Annotated in this window: 20 protein-coding genes; 11 read left to right on the top strand and 9 right to left on the bottom strand. The window is 62.4% G+C overall.

Annotation, left to right across the window (positions count from 1 at the left end; genetic code table 11):
* Positions 1 to 167: 167 nt before the first annotated feature.
* The 8 genes from VIZ63_RS15375 to VIZ63_RS15340 all read left to right on the top strand — a co-directional run bounded on the left by VIZ63_RS15375 (position 168) and on the right by VIZ63_RS15340 (position 6,984).
* A complete protein-coding gene (locus VIZ63_RS15375; protein WP_349261202.1) occupies positions 168 to 1,148 on the top strand; it encodes an NAD(P)H-quinone oxidoreductase in 981 nt (326 codons plus the stop codon).
* 4 nt (positions 1,149 to 1,152) lie between these two features.
* The gene (locus VIZ63_RS15370; protein WP_331610555.1) at positions 1,153 to 2,577 is read left to right on the top strand and encodes an FAD-binding oxidoreductase; all 1,425 of its coding nucleotides are present in this window, start codon (positions 1,153 to 1,155) and stop codon (positions 2,575 to 2,577) included.
* A complete protein-coding gene (locus VIZ63_RS15365) occupies positions 2,574 to 3,095 on the top strand; it encodes a PH domain-containing protein (RefSeq protein WP_331610554.1) in 522 nt (173 codons plus the stop codon). The genes VIZ63_RS15370 and VIZ63_RS15365 overlap by 4 nt, the downstream gene beginning before the upstream one ends.
* Before the next feature lie 4 nt (positions 3,096 to 3,099).
* Positions 3,100 to 3,450: an arsenate reductase (glutaredoxin) gene (gene arsC / locus VIZ63_RS15360; protein WP_331610553.1), complete on the top strand. Its 351-nt coding sequence runs from the start codon at positions 3,100 to 3,102 to the stop codon at positions 3,448 to 3,450.
* Positions 3,451 to 3,811: 361 nt separating this feature from the next.
* Positions 3,812 to 5,566 (top strand): alpha/beta hydrolase family protein, encoded by a 1,755-nt coding sequence (locus VIZ63_RS15355; RefSeq protein WP_331610552.1) that lies wholly within the window; start codon positions 3,812 to 3,814, stop codon positions 5,564 to 5,566.
* Positions 5,567 to 5,633: 67 nt separating this feature from the next.
* Positions 5,634 to 6,182 carry a DUF2058 domain-containing protein gene (locus VIZ63_RS15350; RefSeq protein ID WP_331610551.1) on the top strand — a complete coding sequence of 183 codons (549 nt, stop codon included), beginning with the start codon at positions 5,634 to 5,636 and terminating at the stop codon, positions 6,180 to 6,182.
* Between the two features lie 264 nt (positions 6,183 to 6,446).
* Entirely contained in the window at positions 6,447 to 6,854 is a 408-nt protein-coding gene (locus tag VIZ63_RS15345; protein WP_331610550.1) for a hypothetical protein, read from the top strand.
* A complete protein-coding gene (locus VIZ63_RS15340; protein WP_331610549.1) occupies positions 6,847 to 6,984 on the top strand; it encodes a hypothetical protein in 138 nt (45 codons plus the stop codon). The genes VIZ63_RS15345 and VIZ63_RS15340 overlap by 8 nt, the downstream gene beginning before the upstream one ends.
* A 10-nt stretch (positions 6,985 to 6,994) precedes the next feature.
* On the opposite strand, the gene VIZ63_RS15335 is transcribed toward VIZ63_RS15340, so the two are convergent.
* Both VIZ63_RS15335 and VIZ63_RS15330 read right to left on the bottom strand, forming a co-directional pair.
* A complete protein-coding gene (locus VIZ63_RS15335) occupies positions 6,995 to 7,486 on the bottom strand; it encodes a thioredoxin family protein (RefSeq protein ID WP_331610548.1) in 492 nt (163 codons plus the stop codon).
* Positions 7,487 to 7,613: 127 nt separating this feature from the next.
* Positions 7,614 to 8,525 (bottom strand): hypothetical protein, encoded by a 912-nt coding sequence (locus VIZ63_RS15330; RefSeq protein ID WP_331610547.1) that lies wholly within the window; start codon positions 8,523 to 8,525, stop codon positions 7,614 to 7,616.
* 101 nt (positions 8,526 to 8,626) lie between these two features.
* Here VIZ63_RS15330 and VIZ63_RS15325 point away from each other — a divergent pair, with 101 nt between their 5' ends.
* Positions 8,627 to 9,505 carry a VanZ family protein gene (locus VIZ63_RS15325; protein ID WP_331610546.1) on the top strand — a complete coding sequence of 293 codons (879 nt, stop codon included), beginning with the start codon at positions 8,627 to 8,629 and terminating at the stop codon, positions 9,503 to 9,505.
* 446 nt (positions 9,506 to 9,951) lie between these two features.
* On the opposite strand, the gene VIZ63_RS15320 is transcribed toward VIZ63_RS15325, so the two are convergent.
* Positions 9,952 to 11,046, bottom strand: coding sequence for an alcohol dehydrogenase catalytic domain-containing protein (locus tag VIZ63_RS15320; RefSeq protein ID WP_331610545.1), 1,095 nt, complete (start codon positions 11,044 to 11,046; stop codon positions 9,952 to 9,954).
* Positions 11,047 to 11,239: 193 nt separating this feature from the next.
* Between VIZ63_RS15320 and VIZ63_RS15315 the strand changes: the two genes are divergently transcribed.
* Together VIZ63_RS15315 and VIZ63_RS15310 are read left to right on the top strand one after the other, a co-directional pair.
* Entirely contained in the window at positions 11,240 to 11,698 is a 459-nt protein-coding gene (locus VIZ63_RS15315; protein WP_331610544.1) for a (2Fe-2S)-binding protein, read from the top strand.
* A gap of 12 nt (positions 11,699 to 11,710) precedes the next feature.
* Positions 11,711 to 13,906 carry a xanthine dehydrogenase family protein molybdopterin-binding subunit gene (locus VIZ63_RS15310; protein ID WP_331610543.1) on the top strand — a complete coding sequence of 732 codons (2,196 nt, stop codon included), beginning with the start codon at positions 11,711 to 11,713 and terminating at the stop codon, positions 13,904 to 13,906.
* Positions 13,907 to 14,004: 98 nt separating this feature from the next.
* Here the strand turns inward: VIZ63_RS15310 and phhA are convergent, their stop codons facing one another.
* From phhA to VIZ63_RS15280, 6 genes are all read right to left on the bottom strand, one after another.
* Positions 14,005 to 14,871, bottom strand: coding sequence for a phenylalanine 4-monooxygenase (phhA, locus tag VIZ63_RS15305; RefSeq protein WP_331610542.1), 867 nt, complete (start codon positions 14,869 to 14,871; stop codon positions 14,005 to 14,007).
* A 170-nt stretch (positions 14,872 to 15,041) separates the two neighbouring features.
* Positions 15,042 to 17,603: a chemotaxis protein CheW gene (locus tag VIZ63_RS15300; protein ID WP_331610541.1), complete on the bottom strand. Its 2,562-nt coding sequence runs from the start codon at positions 17,601 to 17,603 to the stop codon at positions 15,042 to 15,044.
* Positions 17,604 to 17,693: 90 nt separating this feature from the next.
* Positions 17,694 to 18,392, bottom strand: coding sequence for a histidine phosphatase family protein (locus VIZ63_RS15295; RefSeq protein ID WP_331610540.1), 699 nt, complete (start codon positions 18,390 to 18,392; stop codon positions 17,694 to 17,696).
* Between the two features lie 163 nt (positions 18,393 to 18,555).
* Positions 18,556 to 18,774: a hypothetical protein gene (locus VIZ63_RS15290; protein WP_331610539.1), complete on the bottom strand. Its 219-nt coding sequence runs from the start codon at positions 18,772 to 18,774 to the stop codon at positions 18,556 to 18,558.
* A 415-nt stretch (positions 18,775 to 19,189) separates the two neighbouring features.
* Positions 19,190 to 19,771: a hypothetical protein gene (locus VIZ63_RS15285; protein ID WP_331610538.1), complete on the bottom strand. Its 582-nt coding sequence runs from the start codon at positions 19,769 to 19,771 to the stop codon at positions 19,190 to 19,192.
* Positions 19,772 to 19,792: 21 nt separating this feature from the next.
* A complete protein-coding gene (locus VIZ63_RS15280; RefSeq protein WP_331610537.1) occupies positions 19,793 to 20,167 on the bottom strand; it encodes a response regulator in 375 nt (124 codons plus the stop codon).
* Positions 20,168 to 20,475: the final 308 nt, after the last annotated feature.

Below are 20,475 nucleotides of genomic sequence, written 5' to 3'. Positions count from 1 at the left end.
ATCGACGAATTGAAGTCGGCAATCACGGGTGTCGATCTCGCCGGGCTCGAAGCGCTCCGCAACGAGGGCGTGAAGTCCAACTGATCGGGTGACGTGCGGCGGTGGGCGAGGCAGAATGCTGCGCCCTTCGTCACTTCCTCGTCACCATGAACTCCACTCCTGCCCGCATGCGCGTGGTCGACGTTTCGCAGCCCGGCGGACCGGAGGCCCTGCAGATTGCGGAATGGCCGGTGCCTGAGCCCGGTGACGATGATGTCCTCATCAAGGTCGTCGCAGCGGGCGTGAATCGCGCCGATGTCTTGCAGCGCCGCGGTAACTATCCATCGCCACCCGGTGCGCCCGCGAATCCCGGTCTCGAAGCCGCAGGACACGTCGTCGCTGTCGGGCGCAATGTCAGCGAATTCAAAGCCGGCGACGCAGTGTGTGCGTTGTTGCAGGGCGGGGGCTACTCCGAATTCTGCGCCGTCAATGTTGCCCAGGTGCTGCCCGTGCCCGGCAGTCTCAGTCTCATCGAAGCGGCCTCGCTACCCGAAACGTTTTTCACCGTCTGGAGCAATCTGTACGAGTTCGGCGCATTGCAACGCGGCGAATCGCTGCTCGTTCACGGCGGCTCGAGCGGTATCGGCATCTCCGCGATCCAGCTGGCAAAGGCGCTCGGCAGCACCGTGTTCACAACGGTGGGCACTGCCGACAAGGTGGCGTTCTGCGAGCAGCTGGGTGCGCAGCGCGCCATCAACTACAAGTCACAGGATTTCGTGAGTGAGATCGCCACACTGACAGGCGGCAAGGGCGTCGACGTCATCCTCGACATGGTCGGTGGCAGCTACGTGGCGCGTAACCTGCAGGCTCTCGCCGTCGAAGGACGGCTGGTGATGATCGCCACACAAGGCGGTCTGAAGGGCGAGATCGATGTCCTGCGCATCATGCAGCGACGCCTGAAGATCACCGGCTCCACGCTGCGCACTCGCGATCAGGCGTTCAAGCGTGAGATGAAACAGAAGCTGCTGCAGCATGTATGGCCGCTCATCGCGAACGGCACCATCAAGCCGGTCGTGGACCAGGTATTTCCCATGGATCAGGCGGGTGCGGCGCATGCCCACATGGAAAGCAGCGCACACAAGGGCAAGATCATCCTGCAAGTAGCGTGATGCGATGAATGCACCAGCCAGATTCCTGAGTCCCGAGGCCGTGCAACGCAAGCAACAGGCCGTCGAACAACTGGCTGCATGCCTCGGCTCCCGGCTGAGTACGGGCGATGCCGTGCGCGAGCAGCACGGGCATGGCGAGGCGTCGGGCCGCACGTATCCGCCAGATGCCGTCGTATGGCCGCAGTCCACCGAAGAAGTCAGTCGCATCGTTGCGATCTGTGCGAACCACGACGTTCCTGTCATCGCGTTTGGCGCCGGCACCTCGCTGGAAGGGCATGTCAGTGCGCCGTACGGCGGCGTGTGTCTCGACCTGTCACGGATGAACGCTGTCCTCGACGTGCGCGCCGAGGATGCGGACTGTGTAGTGCAGCCCGGTGTGACGCGTGAACAGCTCAATGCGTATCTGCGCGACACAGGCCTGTTCTTTCCGGTCGATCCGGGCGCCAATGCGAGCATCGGCGGCATGGTGTCCACCCGTGCGTCCGGCACGACGACCATTCGTTATGGCGCGATGACGCGCAACGTGCTGGCCCTGCAGGTCGTGCTGGCCGACGGACGCATCGTGCGTCTCGGAACGAGGGCAGCGAAGTCATCCACGGGCTACGACCTCGTGCGCTTGCTCGTCGGCGCCGAAGGCACGCTCGGCATCATTACGGAGATCACGCTGCGGCTGTACGGCGTTCCGGAAGCGATGACCGCGGCCACCTGCGTTTTCCCCGATCTGCAGGGGGCGGTCGATACCGTGGTGGAAATCATTCAATCGGGCATAGCAGTCGCACGCATGGAATTTCTCGATGAACCCCAGGTCCGCGCCTGCAACCGGTATTCGCAGCTGACGCTGGCAGAACAACCGACGTTGTTCCTGGAGTTCCATGGCACGGCTGATGCCGTGAGCGGTCAGACTGCGCGGGCCGAAGACATTGCCGGTTCCCATGGCGGCGCTGCCTTTCAATGGGCAGCTGAACAGGATGCGCGTGCGAGGTTGTGGAAGGCGCGTCACGCGGCCTATTTCGCGGCCCGCGCTTATCGTCCTGGCTGCGATTGCCTGATCGCGGATGTCTGCGTGCCGATCTCGCAACTTGCGCAGGCCGTTGCGGCGGCGCGAGCGGACATCGATGCTGCCGGACTGTTCGCTCCAATTGTCGGGCACGTAGGCGATGGCAATTTCCATGTCCTGTTCGTCCTCGATCCGGCGGTCCCGGCCGAGAGAGAGCGCGCCGACCGGATTTACGATGCGATGATCGATCGCGCGCTGCAGGTCGGCGGAACCTGTACCGGCGAGCACGGGATCGGACTCGGCAAGCGCGCGAAACTGGTACAGGAATATGGCGCGGAGGTCGTCGACCTGATGCGCTCCATCAAGACCGCCTGGGACCCGCGCGGTATCCTCAATCCAGGAAAGATCTTCATGGAAGATCACAAGACATGACGTCGATCGAGTTTCGCGCCCCGTGGGGTCGTCCGCTGCGAATCGCCTCCGGATTGTCGGCGGTCGTGCTACTCGCAGTGGCCGTGAGCGGTGTCGTTACCTTGGGGCGTGCCCCGCTGCTTGCGTCGCTGCTGCTGATCTGTATGCCGCTCGCGATCCTGCTGACGGCACTGCCATTCATGGTGCGCGGCTACACGCTGAACGATGACACGATCATCGTCCGTCGATCCGGATGGGCAACGGTTCTGCCGCTGCATGATCTGCAGTCGGTCACCGGTGATGCGGACGCGATGCGTGGATCGCTGCGCCTGTTCGCCAATGGTGGGTTGTTCTCATTCAGCGGTGAGTTCTGGAACCGCAAACTCGGTCGCTATCGCGCCCTGGCCACCGATCCCGGACGTGCCGTCGTGCTGCGCTACCCGAAGCGCACGGTGGTCATTACGCCGCATGATCCGCAGCAGTTCATCATGCGGGCCCGAACGGTGTTGCAGACCGCCGGATTCCCTTCTCACAGGTGAGGCGATGACCCAGTACACGATCTATCACAACCCGCGCTGTACCAAGAGCCGCGCGACGCTGGAACTGCTGCGTGAGCATGGTGTCGAGCCGACGATCGTCGAGTATCTGAAGGACCCGCCGAGCGCCGCGCAACTCGAGGAAATCGTAGCCAAGCTGGGCATCGAGCCCGAGGCGCTGGTGCGCAAAGGTGAAGAGATCTACCGGGCCCGTTACGCCGGCAAGTCGCTGACGGCGTCCCAATGGATCGCGGCGATGGTTGAAAACCCCATCCTGATCGAGCGTCCCATCGTCGTGAGTGGCAAGCGTGCCGTCATCGGCCGTCCCCCGCAGAATGTGGAGGCATTGCTGCGCTGATCGTCGGTCAGACATAACCACGGTCTGTCGGGGACTTTGCTGTGGACTGACCGTGGGATTCCCCGTCTCGCAAATCGTGCTTTGCCCTCCGCTATGATTGCGCTGCGGCAGAACATCGATATCCAACGGAGACGGATTCATGCGCGTAGTGCTTTTTGCAGCAGCTTGCTGCCTGTGCATTGACCTGGCCACAGCGACGAATTCACCGCCACCTGCAGAAGCTTTCGGACGCATCCCCAGTGTCGATGATGTTGTCATCAGTCCTGCCGGCAGGCTGCTGGCCTGGGGCGATAACAGTGGCGCTTCCCAGTTAGTGATCATTTTCGATATCGAGAGGGGGGCGGAACGTCGGAAGCTGACCGTGCCAGGCGATTCGCGGTTGCGCAATCTTGTCTGGGCCGATGATGAAACGTTGCTCATGGAAGTGAGCTCTGCTTACAGCGCCGGGCCGCGCTCGCAGCATCAGTACGAGGCGGCGCGCATCATCGCGGCGGACGCCGACGGTGGCGACATGCGTATGTTGCTGATGGACGGAACGCGATCGCTGGTGACCGGTGCTGACCTGCTCGCTGTGCGTACACCCGAACCCAAGACCGTCCTGATGGCGAGCCTGGATTTCGCGCCTACCAGGTACACAAAGGAAATCGGTTCGCGGCTGCGCGGCGGGCGTAAGGACGACGGCTGGGTCCTCAGTCTTTTCGAAGTCGATACACGGACAGGCAAAGGCCGTCGGCTGGAGACAGGTGGACCGTATACGACCGACTGGATCGTCGACGACGGGCAGGCAATCGCACGGGTGGAATGGGAGCCGGAACGGAAGCTGTTCCGCATCCTGCGCAAGAATGGTCAGGCCTGGGATGAAATTCATCGCCAGGAAGATGGCGAAAGGTTGGCGGTTTACGGGTCGACCAAAGACAAGAGCGCGCTCGTCGCCGTCGGCGCCATCGGCAGGAAGCGCACGGCGGCGTGGACGATCCCCGTGGACGGCTCCGGCCCCAGGATTCTGCTGGATGACCCGGACTATGATGTGGAATCGGTCATTCTGGATGAGTACACACGCACACCGATCGGTGCGTGGATCGGCGGATCGCGATCTGAGATGCGATGGTTCGACAGCGATGCCGAGGCGCGTCACAAGGCGCTGACGAAATCGTTCGGCGGACAGACGGTGGCCGTCATCGCGCAGGCGAACGACCGTTCGCGCGTCATTGCCCGCGTCTCGACTCCCTCGACGCCGGCTATTTACTACCTCGTCGACTTTGTCAAAGGCAAAGCCGACATCGTCGGCGAGGACTACCCGGTACTGGCGAATGTCCCGATGGGCGAGGTTCGCGTGATCTCGTACAGGTCGCGCGACGGCGTCAACATTCCTGGTTACCTGACATTACCGGCCAGCGCGCAACAGTTGAATTTGCCGCTGGTGGTGATGCCGCACGGCGGACCCGAATCCCGGGATGACCTCGTGTTCGACTGGTGGGCGCAGTTCATGGCATCGCGTGGTTACGCGGTCCTGCAGCCCCAGTTTCGTGGCTCGACGGGATTTGGCGAGGCGTTTCGACTCGCCGGCTATCGCCAGTGGGGCGGCATCATGCAGAACGACGTAACCGACGGCGTCAAGGCGCTGATCGACCAGGGCCTGGTCGATCCCCGGCGTATCTGTATCGTCGGGGCAAGCTACGGTGGCTACGCAGCCCTGGCAGGGGCCGCCTTTACACCGGACTTGTATGCCTGCGCCGTCAGCGTCAATGGCATTTCCGATCTCCCCGGCATGCTGGGCAATGCCGAGAAACGTGGAGGCGAAGAATCCAATGCTCTCGCTTACTGGGGCCAGCACATTGGCTCCGCGCATGACCCGGCAGTCATCGCTAACTCTCCGTTCCGGGCTGCCGAGCGCGTGCAGGCGCCGGTGCTGCTCATCCATGGCGTGAACGACACGGTCGTGCCGATCATGCAGTCACAACTGATGGCAAAGGCGCTCGGGGACGCCGGCAGGAAATGCACGTTCGTTCAGCTCGAGGGCGAGGATCATTGGCTTTCGCGGAGTGCTACCCGCATCCGTCTGCTCAATGAGTTGGACGTGTTTCTCGCACGTTATCTCAAGGCTCCAGCCCAGTAATCGTGGCTGGCAGCGGACGGCTGCCCAAGTACAATGGCAGCCCTTCCCTGGCGCGGTCGAGATCACCATGAGCATGTCGTTGCGTGAACAGTTGCTGGCTGCCGGCCTGGTCACGAAGAAGCAGGCGGAGCAGTCGGAGCACAAGCAGAAGCAGCAGCGCCACCAGCACGCCAAGGGTGGTAAGCCGCTGCCTACCGACCAGGCGAAACGCGCGGCCGAACAGGCGCAGGCCGCCAAAGCTGCGCGCGATCACGAGCTGAATCGCAAACGCCAGGAAGCGGCCGATCAGAAGGCGCGTGCCGATCAGACCCGGCAGTTGATCCAGGAGCATCGCCTGCCGAAGCTCGAGACGGATGACTATTTCAATTTCGTCGATCGCGGCAAGGTCCGGCGCATGGCCGTGGATCCGCAGCGCCGTGAACAGCTGATCGCCGGCCAGCTCGTCATCGTCCGTTTCGAAGGACGCTATGACGTCGTGCTGCCAGACATTGCCGAGAAGATTCGCGAGCGCAATGCGAAGGCTGTGGTGTCGCTCCATCAGACGGAAACCACCGCAACGCCGGAGGCCGACGATCCCTATAAGGATTTCGTGGTGCCTGATGACCTGCGCTGGTAGCGGGTCGCGCACCTTCCCGACGTAGAAAAACGTAAGCCGCTGCCCGACGCGTAAGAACTTCGCGGAACCCACACCGCGCAGTCTGGTTCCCGCGCCACATTGCAAGTCGTCTCTCCAGGCGCATAGTGCGCGCGAACGCGACATTCGATCGTGCGGACAGTAGACGCAGCGGGCATTCAAGCGCGTTCGGGGAGTCAATCATCAATCACTGACGTCGTCAGCGGTCGACAGGGCCGTTGCCGCGAGCGGCCGGAGGATATTCGTATGAATTCCCTGGTAGTGAGTTCTCGTGGGTCACCGAAAGGGAGGGTAGGACTGCTCATCAGTCTGGCCCTGGCCACGGCCATCGTCCCTGCATTCAATACGGCGCAAGCGGAACACCAGAGCGATCGGTTCCAGCGTCGTGGTCCCATGTCCAGCGAACGCGATGACGCGAGCGCTCGAGGCGTGGCCACCGAGGCGCCAACCGGCTTCCACAATCGCACCAATGGATTCAACGTGCAGGGCCCGGCGTTTGACACGATCACGGAAGAGACGGTGGTGCCGCTGCGCTCGTTCAACGACAACCGGTTCATCTTCGAAGAAGTTGAAACAGTCGCCGACGGGCTCGGACCGACTTACAACGCCCAGAGCGCTGTGGGCCCTGCGCACCCGCAATCGCCTGATGCATGACGGGCTGTCGTTCACGAAGCAGGAGGCAATCCAGCGGCATGCGGGGCAGGCGGCAACGGTGACTGAGCGTTACAACGCGCTGTCACCGTCAGAGCAGACGCTGATCCTCACATTCCTCGATTCGTTGTGAGGCCGCCGATTCAACGCGTCAGCGCGACCGCTTCGTGGTGGTCGCGCCCGCGCTGTTTCCACTGGTCGATGAACTGCAGGAACTCGCGTTTGTCGTAGCTGCCTTTGCCTTTCTCGAACTTGCCGGTCGCCAGCGATGCGAGGACGCTGCGATCGGGCGCGACGATCCAGAAGTGGGGTGCGCCGCGGGCTTCCGGCAGTTGCGAGAAAAAGAACTCGTTGAAGTTTTCATCGCCGACATAGACCTTCACGACGACGAAGGCGTCGTGAAGCGCAGCGTTGACATCGTCGTTACGTGTGACGAAACGGTCCAGGGCGTAGCACCAGCTGCACCAGTCACCGCCAGCGATGATCAGGACCCGCTTATGTTCAGCCTTCGCCTGCTCGATGGCGGCGTGATACTGCTCGAAGGCATCGGCCTGGGGATCGTAGCCGAGCCGCGTGCCGGCATAAGCATGCGCGGTCAATAGCGTCAGGGTCAGGGTCAGCAACAGTCTTCGCATGGTCATCTCGTTCGGGTGTCGTCACCGTCGAGACCGAGCGTAGCGCCGAATCCATCCGCTGACATCCGTCGCGTTTTTTTACACCGATTGCAGTCTGATTGCCGTCGCGTGTCGATGTGCTGCGTAATCAGTGATTGGCGATGACGCGCGACGGCAGTGCATGCAATGCGTTGCTCTGCGGGTTGGGCAATCCATCACCTGGACAGGCGTCATAGGAGGCGTCCCAGGGCATCACGATCGTCATGTGATCCTGCTCGCGGAACATCTTCGGCAGGATGGGCGTGACCTGCCGCGACGCTTCGCCTGCGAGCAGGTCGTCGAGAGAGCGATAGCGACCGAGCGCCTCGCGCAAATCGTGCAGGTTGCATTGCGTCGGATGGGAGATGGGCATCTGGCGTCGCTCTGCAGCCGCCAGGAGTTCACCCGGTTGCATCCAGAGGGACTCGACCGTTTCTCCGGTGTCGGCACTCGCGAGAGTTGCTTGCGGCGCGCGGACGATGAAGAAGCGGGTATCGAAGCGCTTGGGTGCGCTCGAGGGCGTGATCCAGTGCGACCAGTAGGCCAGGCTGGCGAAGTCGGGCCGCAGGTCGTTCTGCTGCAGCAACTGCACGAACACCGCGGCATCTGCATTGCTGGCGTCGCGCTGCGATTGCACGCGTTCGATCAGCGCTGCGTCCGGTGGGCTGCCGTCCGCATGGGTGGCCAGCAACACACCGGTCTCTTCGAAGGTCTCGCGACAAGCGGCGAACGCCAGCCCGGCGGTCTGCACCGTCGTGAGCGGCTGGCCATGCAGATCGACCATCGGCATGCGTTGCGCGACCTGGTCGACATCGATCAGCGCGAGTGCGGCGTCGGACGTATCCGCAGCATGCAGTGAGCCGCCGGGAAATACCCACATGCCACCCATGAAGGAGAGATTCGCATGCCGCCTGACCATGAGCACTTCGATCTGGGAGCGTTGCTCACGCAGCAGCAGAATCGTTGCCGCAGGGCGCGGTAGACTGGCGGCGGCGGGTTGACTGTCGATCCGTGTGGTCATTGCTCGAGAATGCGGAACACGATGCAAACGTGCAAGGCATGAAAATCGGTGGGCGATCCACAGGGATACTGATCGGCGTGCTGCTTGCGACGATCGTGCTAATGCCCATTCCACGCCGCGGGCAATGGCTGATGGTGCTGCAGGACTTCGGTCACGCGCCTGCGTTCGGATGTATCGCCGTCGCCATTCTCGCCTGGCTGCGCGCATCGCGCCCGACGTCCACGGTCGGGCAGCAGTACTCGATCGCGTTCATCCTGACCGTGGTGCTGGGTGCTGCCACCGAACTGGCCCAGTTCCTGGTGGCGCGGGACCCGTCGTGGTACGACTTGCGCAGCGACATATTCGGCGCCGCCGCATTCCTCGGCGTTGCAGCGGCGGTTGACCTGCGGTTGCGAGCGACGCTGCGAGCGATGTGGGGCGTCGTTGCGCTTGCAGTGCTGACGGTTCACGCGCTGCCCACGATCCAGATGCTGCGCGCCTATCAGCATCGTACTGCGGCGTTCCCCACGCTTGCCTCCTTTGCCGAAGCGATCGATCTGTACTTCGTGCAGCCGCAGTGGTCTGACATTGACCTCGTGAGTTTGCCGGCACGATATGCAGATCATCCCGGCGAGACGGCATTGCACGTGCGTTTGCTTCCTGGCGACTGGCCTGGCGTCGATTTCTTCGAACCTGCGCCGGACTGGCGACACTTCCGGACGCTGGCATTAGAGATCGTCAATCCGACCGATGCCATGCTGTCACTGATGCTGCGTACGCACGACGTGCATCACAACAATGAGCATTCGGATCGGTTCAATCACACGTTCGACGTGCCCCCGCAAACGCGTACGACGTTGCGTGTGTCGTTGGTCGATATCGAAACTGCGCCGCGGGGACGAACGATGGATACCCGCCGGATGGCGGATTTTCTGATCTTCGGCAAGAGCGATTCGGCAGGTGCTGAGTTCTACCTGGTGTCGGTGCGACTGGACGACTAAGGATCGGCGGTTTCACACGGAGTTCATGGAGTGCCGGGCGGTAAGGATGCGTTCGCGGCTTCGATCGGCGTTCTTCAGAAGAAGCCACTGCCGTAGCGCGCTCTTTGCGACTGAAAGGATAGGGCGAGGGGCTTGGCGGGCCCGCTCAGTGCTGGGAAAGGCAACGCAGGTGGGCACTCCCAAGTCAGGATGGCAGGACGCCGGCGTGCCCGCTCAGTGCTGGGAAAGGCAACGCAGGTGGGCACTCCCAAGTCAGGATGGCAGGACGCCGGCGCGGTGCGCGACAGCGAATCGGTCCGCGACACCGGTACGGATCCGATGTTGCGGCGACCTCTTCGACGCTGAGATGAGCCAGCGGAAGGTCCCGCCAGGCCCCTCGCCCTGTCCTCGTCAGTCGCACGGCCGACAGGCGTGCGCGGCGATTGGGGGCTGCAGTCAGACTCTCGTCAGAGAACCACGATCGTCCGGATCGACTCGCCGCTCTGCATCATCCGGAAGCCTTCGCCGATACGTTCCAGCGGCAGTCGATGCGTGACCAGGGCGTCGAGGTTGATCTTGCCGTCGACATACCAGTCCACGATTTCCGGCAGCCGGTCCAGTCGTGCGCCGCCCATGTAGCAGCCAGTCCACTGCCGGCCCATCATCAATTGCGTCGGTATGGCGCTCACTTCGCTGCCGTGTGGCGCAACGCCGATGACATAGGCCTTGCCCCAGGCGGGGTTCGTGCATTCGAACGCCTGGCGCATGACTTGCGGGATGCCGATGCACTCGAAGGTGTAGTCGGCGCCGCCGCCCGTCAGTTTCATGAGATGGCTGGTGAGTTTCTCGATCTCTTTGGGGTTGACGAACTCCGTCACGCCGAACTGGCGCGCCACGGCTTCCTTGGCCGGGTTCATGTCGACGCCGATGATGATTTTTGCGCCCGCGAGTCGTGCGCCCTGCACGACGTTCAGGCCGATGCCGCCGAGCCCGAAGACGATGACGGAGCTGCCCGGCTCGATGCGGGCCGAGAACATTGCCGCGCCAATGCCGGTGGTCGCGCCGCAGCCGATGTAGCAGATCGGATCGAAGGGTGCGTCATCACGCACTTTGGCGATCGTATCCTCGGGGAGCACGGTGTAGTCCGCAAACGTGCCCAGTCCCCACAGTTGCGAAACGGGCTTGCCGTTCATCGAGAAATGGCTTTCGCGTGGGCGCAGGCGGTTGAATGCCTCCACGCACAGGTTCGTCTTCTCAGGCCGCGCGCAGTACTGGCACTTCCCGCAGTGTGGAATCAGAAAGGGAATGACGTGGTCGCCCGGCTTGAAGCGCGTGACGTCTGGGCCGCATTCGACGACGACACCGGCGGCTTCGTGCCCGAGCAGCACCGGAAACTGCCACGGGGCTTTGCCTTCGTAGACATGCAGGTCCGAGTGGCACAGGCCCGTCGTTTTCACGTGAATCAGGACCTCGCCCTTGCCTGGTCCTTCGAGCTGCAGCGTCTCGATGACGAACGGTTCGTTGGGGGCGTGAACGACGGCGGCGCGGACATTGAGCGGCACGAGCGGTTCCTGCTGACTTGTTACGCGAGGGCGACTGTACGCAGGTACTCGTACGTCGGCAACGAACGATGAGACGTTCTGCCGACGCGATCGTCGACGTTCGTTACGCGTCCAGCATGCTGCTGCCCTGCAGTTTCAAGGCTAGAATGGGCGCGCCAGCTTTGCTCCGCCGCCAGCCGTCAATGGTGCTCCCATGTTCACACTCGATATCAACGGCCGAAAGATCGAAACCGACGCAGATCCCGACACGCCGCTGCTCTGGGTGCTGCGCGATCACCTCGGGATGACGGGCAGCAAGTATGGTTGCGGCAAGGCGCTGTGTGGCGCTTGCACAGTGCACGTGGACGGTACTGCGACGCGCAGCTGCGTGTTGCCGGTGTCGGCTGCGGCGTCGATGAAGATCACCACCATCGAGGCCGTGGGCGATTCGTCGATCGGCAAGGCCGTGCAGGACGCCTGGATCGCCGAAAACGTTCCGCAATGCGGCTATTGCCAGTCGGGCCAGGTCATGAGCGCGACCGCGCTGCTGGCGACCAACAAGAAGCCATCGGATGCAGACATCGATGCAGCGATGTCCGGCAACATCTGTCGTTGTGCGACGTACGTGCGGATCCGTTCCGCGATCAAACGCGCGGCTGAGTCGCTGGCGTAGCCGGAGGTCATCATGAGCACCCCAGAGAAAAAAGCACTGGAGAAAGAGACACTCCCGCGCGCCAGTCGTCGTGATGTTCTGAAGGGCAGTGCGGCACTGACCATCGCGTTCTGGCTGCCTCACGGCAAGGCGTTGGCCAATGGGCCGGCTCGCGCGGCGTTCGCGCCAAATGCCTTCATCCGCATCGGTACCGACGGCATCGTCACCGTGATCTCCAAACACATTGAAATGGGGCAGGGCGCATACACGGGCCTCGCGACGATCGTTGCCGAGGAACTCGACGCCGACTGGAGCAAGGTGCGCGTCGAAGGCGCGCCAGCGGATACCAAGACCTACGCCAATCTCCGGCTGGGCTCGGTGATGGGTACGGGCGGGAGTTCGTCGATTGCCAATTCGTTCGACCAGTTGCGCACGGCCGGTGCAACCGCGCGAGCCATGCTCGTGAGCGCTGCCGCCGGAAACTGGAAGGTTCCCGTCGGCGAAGTGACGGTCAGCCAGGGCATCGTGACGCACGCGGCATCGAAGCGCAGCCTGACGTTCGCCGAACTGGCGGCGGACGCCGCGAAGCTGCCGGTACCAGGCGATGCGAAACCGAAGGATCCTGCGACTTACAAGCTGATCGGCAAGAGCGCGGCCCGGGTCGACAGCCGTGAAAAATCCACGGGTACGGCCATGTTCACTCAGGACATGCGTTTGCCCGGCATGCTGACTGCAGCAGTCGTGCACCCGCCGCGTTTCGGCGCCAAGGTGAAGAGCTTCGATGCGAGTCAGGCGAAAGCGATCAAGGGTGTGAAGTCCGTGGTCGCGTTCGAGACGAATGTGCGATCTGGCGTGGCCGTTCTCGCCACGGGTTTCTGGACGGCCAGGAAGGCGCTCGATCTCGTGACGGTCGAGTGGGATGAATCCGCCGCGTATCGGGGCAGCACGACCGAGCTGTACAAGGAATACCGCACACTGGCGCAGCAGCCTGGCGCATCGGCAAAACAGGTCGGCGACGTCGCAACGGCCATGAATTCGGCGGCTGACGTGCTGGAAGCGACGTACGAGTTTCCCTATCTCGCGCACGCGTCCATGGAACCGCTCAATTGCGTCGTGCGTATCGGCGACCAGGAATGCGAGATCTGGAACGGCGAACAATTCCAGAGCATCGACCAGACGGTGGTCGCGAAAATGCTCAACATTCCGCCGTCGAGTGTCACGCTGCATATGCTGTACGCGGGCGGCAGTTTCGGTCGACGTGCCAATCCGCAGGCGGACTACGTCGTAGAAGCCGTCGCGATTGCGAAAGCTGCCAACGTCACCGTGCCGGTGAAGATGGTCTGGACGCGCGAAAACGACACCAGGGCCGGGTACTACCGGCCGCTCTATGTACATGCGTTGAAGGCAGGCCTGGACAAGTCCGGCAAGCTGATCGCGTGGCAGCATCGGATCGTCGGTCAATCGATCATGGCCGGGACTTTTTTCGCAGGCCCGGGGCCAATCGATAGTTCGTCGGTCGAGGGTGCAACCAATCTGCCTTACGGCATTCCCAACTTTTCGGTCGAGCTGCACACGACAAAGAATGGCGTTCCGGTGCAGTGGTGGCGGTCGGTCGGATCCACGCATACGGCGTTTTCCACCGAGTGCTTCCTTGATGACATCGCGCGGCACACCAGGCAGGACGCTTACGCACTGCGCAAGGACCTGCTGAGCGCCGAGCACAAGCGTCACCATGCGGCACTCGATCTCGTCGCGGAGAAATCAGGGTGGAAGAACGTGCGCGCCAAGGACGAGGTGTGGGGACTGGCCCTGCATGAATCATTCAATTCGGTGGTCGCCCAGGTGGCACAGCTGAAGCGCACTGCGAACGGACTCAAGCTCGCGAAGGTGGTCTGCGCGGTCGACTGCGGTCTTGCCGTCAATCCGAACATCGTCGCGATGCAGATGGAGAGCGGGATCGGCTACGGTCTGGCGGCAGCGCTCTCAGGAGCGGTGACACTCAAGGACGGCATCGTCGAGCAAGGCAACTTCGACGACTACCCGGTACTGCGCATGAACCAGATGCCGGCCATCGACGTGCACATCGTGCCCTCCACGGCGAAGCCCACCGGCGTCGGCGAACCCGGCACGCCACCGATCGCCCCTGCACTCGCCAATGCGCTCGCGCTGGCGAATGGCAAGCCCGTGCGGTCGTTGCCGTTGTCGGCTCACGGGATCACGTTGGCTTAAATCAGGAGATGGAGTAACCGCAAAGAACGCATAGAACACATAGACGGAACAGAGAAATCCGGCTCGTTTCGTCTTTGCGATCTTTGCGTTCTATGCGGTTACTCCCGCTTCTTCTGGACTAGCCGATCCGTAGGAAGAACGATGCTGGGCGCGATGCCCGCCGTGTTCGCGAATTGTTTGTAGAACGGCGCGAAGTCGGTGTCGTAGCCGGCGTGGAAGAGTTGCTCGAAGCTGTCGATGACGAAGTAGGTCTGCTGGTAGTCGTCGATCAGATAGTCCGTGCGCAGCACGCGTTCGAGATCGAAGGCTATGCGGTTCGGTTTTGGACTTTCGATGCTGTACGCCGTTTCGCCCTTCGATGACAGGATGCCGGAGCCATACGCGCGCAGGCCCTGCGGCGTATTGATCAAGCCGAACTCCACCATGTACCAGTAAAGTCGCGCGAGCATCTTCAATGCGCCCGCCGCGACGGCTTTCGGTCCGGCTTCGCCGTAGGCCTGCATGAAGCGCGCGAACAGGGGATTCGTCAGCAGCGGCACATGACCGAAGAAGTCGTGAAAGATGTCGGGCTCGGCCAGGTAGTCGAGTTCCGAGCGCTTGCGAATCCAGACAGTCACCGGGAACTGACGATGGGCCAGGTGAGCGAAGAACTGGTCCTCCGGGATCAGGCCCGGCACCGCGACGATCTTCCAGCCCGAGACCGGCTCGATAATCCGGTTGGTCTCATCGATGCGCGGAATGCGATCGGGTGAGGCGTTCAGCGTGCGTGCGCCGGCGATGAATTCCGGCGCTGCGTAGTGCTCGATCATGCGAATCTGGCGCGAGTACAGCGTTTGCCAGATGGCGTGATCTTCAGACGTGTAACGATCCCATTGCTGATCGACCGTGTAGTCCGCGCCCGCCTGCGAGTAGTCGCCGCGCAGCGCAACGGGATTATGGGTAGGCGCAGCAGGTTGGTCGACCATGCGTAGCACCATAGCACCGCTGCACGGCAGCAAGGGAAGCGCTTATTCGTCTGTATACACGCATCCAGACAAGACGTTTCACACCCAAAGCAGGGAGGTCACAGAGTCCGAGCGGGAATTCACCATCTCCTCTCCATGGTCTCTGTGCGCTCTGTGTGAACCGCCGGTCCTTAGGTCTTTACCGAGCCCTGCTTGTGTACACGCTTGGCGGCAGGAATCGGAAGCGTGCGCGTCAGCAGCATGAGTTGTACGAGGTTCACGGTGAGAAGCATCGGGTCGTCCGGGTTCTCCGGGCGTACCGCGCGATCGACGATGGCACCGACGCCGAGGGTTGCCGCTTCGCTCATTGGCAGCAAACGGCTGACAGGAATTGCCGGGATGATGCCGAGATCATCGACGAGCAGTCCGACCGGGCGCTGGTCGTGCCCGGAGCGGACCACGACGACATCGCGCCCACGAGTGACGGCGCCCGGATCCATCAGTCGCGCCAGATCGATCACGGGAATCGGCTGGCCGCGATACATCAGCAAGCCGGCATGCCAGGGCGGACTGCCAGGCACCGCGTGCAGCTGCAAGCCATCCACTGCTTCGATGATCTGTTCGCGCAGCAGGCCCAGCCACTGGTCGCCGCTGTGGAACGTCGCGATGTCGAGCGTCTGCTCCTTGCCATGCTGTTCGACTCCGTGCAGTGCTCGCGGAGCTGTCTTGCGGTTCACCGCATGCCCGGTATGACGAGTTGCATGCACGCTTCCCAGCGGAATCATGACCACGCACCACAGGGACGTTGCCCGATACTCGCGATAGCCGTCGGTGTGCCTCATGCCAATCGCATAGTGGGTTCCATCGATGTCCGCCACGAAGGCGCAGTCGCCGTTGCGACTCAGTCGTTCGCGCGACAACGGCAATGTATCCCCTGCCTTGAAGCCGCAGGACGCGGCCACGACACGTCGGTCGGCGTCGACAAAGATGCTGATCGCGCCGGGGACCGGCGTGCCGGAGTCGGCCAGCGGCAGTGCGTCATCGAGGATCGAATCGAATTGCGCCTGCGCATCGAACACGATGCCGATGCCGCCGACCGTGCGGCCCGCGCGGCGTAGTGCTGCACCGTACACGAGGGTCGGGCGATCGTCGTAGAAGCAGCTGGGTTGGAAGGGCGATACCGTGAAATCCTGAGAGCTGCACAACGCGAGTGCATTGCTGCTCCACGATTCCGACAGTTGCGTGCCGATGTGCTTCTGATGGGCCGGATTCGATACGGCAATCACTTCGCGATGCGCATCGAACAGGACGATGCCGTGATACACGGTGTAGAGACTGTTGATGTGCTGCAGGATATCGGTGACGGTCTGCCGATCGTGCGAGCCGGTCGCGAGATGCCCGATCAGCGTGGGATCGAGCGCCCACCAGCGGCAATCGTTGGCGCGTTCGTAGAGATTGCGGTCGAGAATGTCCGCGGCCAGCGAAGCGAGCAGCTGGGCATCCTCGAGGATGGCGGACACGACGGTTCGTTGCAGGTCGTTGATCGACAGTTCGAAGGTCGCCTGCGTGCGGCGTCCTGCATTGCCGATCTCCCATAGCAACACGCGCGCAAAATGGACGGTCGAGTCGGATCGCTGGTCCAGCCTGATGTTGCCGTTCCAGACGGCGCGATTGAGTTCGCGCTGTATCTGTTCCGCCTGGGCCGGAATGCCGCGCAGGCTCGCAGAGAAAATCGCGGTGCTGTCACGCAACTGCTCCAGCAGTTCGGTGCTCACTGCACCTGCCAGTCCCGCTTCGCTGCGCGAGAACGCATGCTCGATGGGGATCATCGCGTGGCCCATCCAGCCGGGGCCGGTGTAGCCCTGGAATCCGTGAGTGCGACAGGTAGCGGCGAGGTATTCGCGACCACCAAAGCGGATGACGCGGCCGCTGTCATCCATTGCGGTCGTCATGGGGGCGCCGGCGGGCACTTGCCACGGGTCACTGCTGGCAATCACCTTGCCTTGTGCATCGAGCAGGGCGAAGACATTCCAGTCTCCAATGGCACGAAGCTGCGAGAAGATGCCCGCGATCTCGTCTTCGATCCGGAAACACAGGCACAGCACCCCGACACTCCTGCCGCCGTCGACGACGCGGAACGAGTACACCAGACTGCGCTCGAACTGCGGTTGCAGATCGAAGCGTCGACAGGTTTCCACGTACGCAGCGCGAGTCGTCAGAGCTTCAGCGATCAGTGGATCGCGGCTTTGCGTGATGCCCGACGGATCGCCGAGGGCCGCGAGCACCGTGCCGTCCGTGCTCAGCAGGATCACATCCTGGTAGACGGAATACTTCGCGACGTATTCGCGAAATCGCTGTTGCAGGTTGTCGCGCGCCTGCGCCAGCACCCGGGCCTGGGCGGAATCCTCCGCGTTTGTCTGGCGCTGTAGGCGCAGGAATTGCCGCACGTCGTCGTCGGTGCTGAGAAATCCGATGTCGGCGGTGCGCTCGAACAGGTTGCGAACGATGATGTCGATCGCAATCTGACTCTTCGCCTGCAAGCCGAGCAGTACTTTGCGATGGGTCTCGGCGGCGAGGTTCTGCGTCAGCTCGGTCGTCAGCTTCTCGAATGCCTCGCGCGTGCCGCCCATGTCGGTCGCATCGCCACTGAGATGCGAAAGCAGTGACAGTGTGTCCCATGAGCCCTGCAGCGTTGCCAGCCGCGCCCGATAGTCCTCGACGGACGGCATATGGCGGGCGAGGGCATGGGACATGGAGGCGGGTCCGGCGGTGACGTTATTCCTGTCGGTAACGGCTGGGGGCGTCAGGCCCTTGAGGTGGAAACGTGACGACGGTCACGGGAGTCAACGGTATGTAATCAATTCCCGTCGCCCGTCACGATCCAGGTGGGGCAGGGCATTGAACATCGACAACGACACCTTCTGCGTACTGTAGATCAGTCGTGTGATGGAAGCGTTGTGGACAGCCCAGTTGAGTTCGACGCCCATGTGATGGGACAAGCCGAGTACGTGTGCGACGGTGGTGCCGATGACGCCACCGGAAGTGCTGATGATCAGCGTCTTCGAGCGACCTTCGGTATCCATGATCCGTCGCAGCGCCTGTGTGATGCGACCGTGAAACTCCTCCCAGGGAAGCATCTGTTCGGATTCGATGCGTGCTTCCACCCACGCACGTGCGGCCCGCTCCAGAAAGAACTGGAACTTGCGGCGATCGTGGCGCAGCTCCGGCCAGCCGGCTTCCGCGAGTTGTGTCGCAGTGAGCGAGCCGGCGAATTCGCGCAGCATCACGTCGCTGTCGTATTCGTCGAACGCACCGTCGACGGCGATGGGCGGCGGCGCTGTGCCGAGCGCGGTCACGATGAGGTCCGCGGTTTCGCGTTGTCGCTGCAACGTGCCGCTGTAGATGCGATCGATGCGTTCGCCGGAGTCGGCGAAGTATTCACCGAGGAGTTGCGCCTGCTGGCGGCCGCGGGCAGAAAGCTGATCGTAGTTGTCGGTGCCGAAGGAAGCCTGGCCGTGGCGAACGAGGTAGAGCGTGCTCATGAAGCGCAGTGATGGGTGATCCGTTATCGGGTGATCCAGCCAGGACAGCAGTGCCTGGCGTGAATCACTGTATCACCCGGACTGCGAATCACTCGCGCAAAAAAAACCGCAGAGCGTTCCCTGCAGTGGGAACCACTCTGCGGTCGGTTCGGCGATGCTGCGATCAGCGCGTAACGGCTGCAGTTTTCTGCGTGTCGGGAGCCGCGGGCTGGAAGCTCATGTCCTTGATCTCCACGCTCCACGATTTTTCCTGTACCTGCGTCACTTCAACCTGTCCGGTCTGTGACGGAGGGGTCATCATCAACGACGAACCCCACAGTGCGGCGCCGACGATGGCAAGTGCAGCCGAGGCACCCACGATAGTCCGCGATTCGATCAACATACGTCCTCCTGTTTCCGCAGCGTCCGGCTGCGGTGCGTGTTGCGATGGATCGGCACACGCGATTCGAAAATGGATTGGTTCCGGGATAACGATAGTCCGAACCACGGCAGGCTCCGTGCGTCGGATCACATAATCCTGCGGTGCAAAAAAGGAGTTTCGCAAAGGCGCGACACAGGTCTCACCTTAAGTGCGTCGACACGCACCTTCGAAACGGAAAATCATCGGGAAAATCCGCGGATTATTACGTTCTGTCACATCAGGGCAGAAGCTTGCGCACACTGGGCGCGCGAGTCGTCTGCTGCTGGCTAACAGGCGCTAGCCAGAACCTGATCGAGCTTCGGCTAGCTCCTGATGCTAGAGCCTGGATGCTAGAGCCCAGCCACTAGAGCCCAGCCACTAGAGCCCAGCCACTTCCTCAGAACAGCTCGATCTCCCCGGGGGCAGCTCTTTCATTGGTGCCGGCGCTGAGCGGCGCTGGTGAGGCGTGGACGAAGCCGGATCCATCGCCCTCCATCATGACCTGGAACACCTCGCGCTCCTCCTGCGTGCGATACAGGCGTCGCAGAGTGGAGTGCAGGCGGGTCCATTGTTCGGGCTGCTGCATCTGCGAGCGGCTGCACGCGAACTGCGCGAGGGTCGAGAGGCTGTAGCGTACATGTCCGAGCCGCTGCGAAAGCTTGTCGTAGAACTGGAAGGCGACCACCGCTGCCGCCATCTGGTTCGAGAACGCGGCGAGCTGATTCTGGGTGGAAGGATCGAGCTGCGCTTTCACTTCGGCCGGCAGATTGCTCGTGAGCGATCCGACGGCGCGAGCCGTCTCGACGAGCTCGGTAAAGGCGCGCACCAGCGTGTCGATGGACTGATCGGATTCCTGGATTGCCGAGTCCATCTGCGCTTCGCACAACCCGAGCATGAGTCCGAGCTGGCCTTCCGGTGTCCAGTCCTCACTCAGCTTCAGCGTCGGCATCAATGCCGTGTCTGCTGTACTGGCCGACATGATCTGTTGTCCGCCGGAAGGTCAGAGCACGCGGCTGATGGTGGCCAGCAACTGTTCCGGGTTGAACGGTTTGACGATCCAGCCGGTGGCACCGGCCTGTTTGCCGCGCATCTTGGTTTCCTGGCCCGACTCGGTGGTCAGCACCAGCATCGGCACGAATTTGTAGGAGTCGAGGTTGCGAAGTTCGCGTACCAGCGCGATGCCATCCATGCGCGGCATGTTGACGTCGGTGAGCACGAGGTCGACGGAGGCGCCCCTGGCGAGTTCGAGTGCTTCCATGCCGTCCGCTGCCTGCACGACTTTGTAGCCGGCTCCTTCGAGCGTAAAGCGCACCATCTGTCGCATCGAAGCGGAATCGTCGACTGCCAGAATGGTCTGCTGATGTGCACCGGACATCGCTGTGACTCCGAAACTTGTAATGAGTGTGGTGCCGCACCTGCCCGCAAGGCCCGAGGACGCGGCGTTTGCTTACTTAACGGCAACGAGGGCGATGCATTGAGCGTGATCGGTGCAGAAGCGGAACCAGGTCTCAGTTCGCTCGGGGATCGCCTGGTGAGACGCCGCCTGAAGCGGGCTTAGGCGCAATGGTCGCGGGTGAAGATCCCGTGAAACGCCAGGAATACGGAATTTCACACGGAGAGCACGGAGTACACGGAGGTTGGGGAAGAGTAGCCATCTTCCGACTCCGTGATCTCGGTCCCGCG

It is taken from the genome of Povalibacter sp., from assembly GCF_036520495.1.
In the GTDB taxonomy this organism is placed as follows: domain Bacteria; phylum Pseudomonadota; class Gammaproteobacteria; order Steroidobacterales; family Steroidobacteraceae; genus Steroidobacter.
The sequence above is the reverse complement of the archived record's forward strand: the minus strand, read 5'-3'. Positions and strand labels throughout refer to the sequence as shown.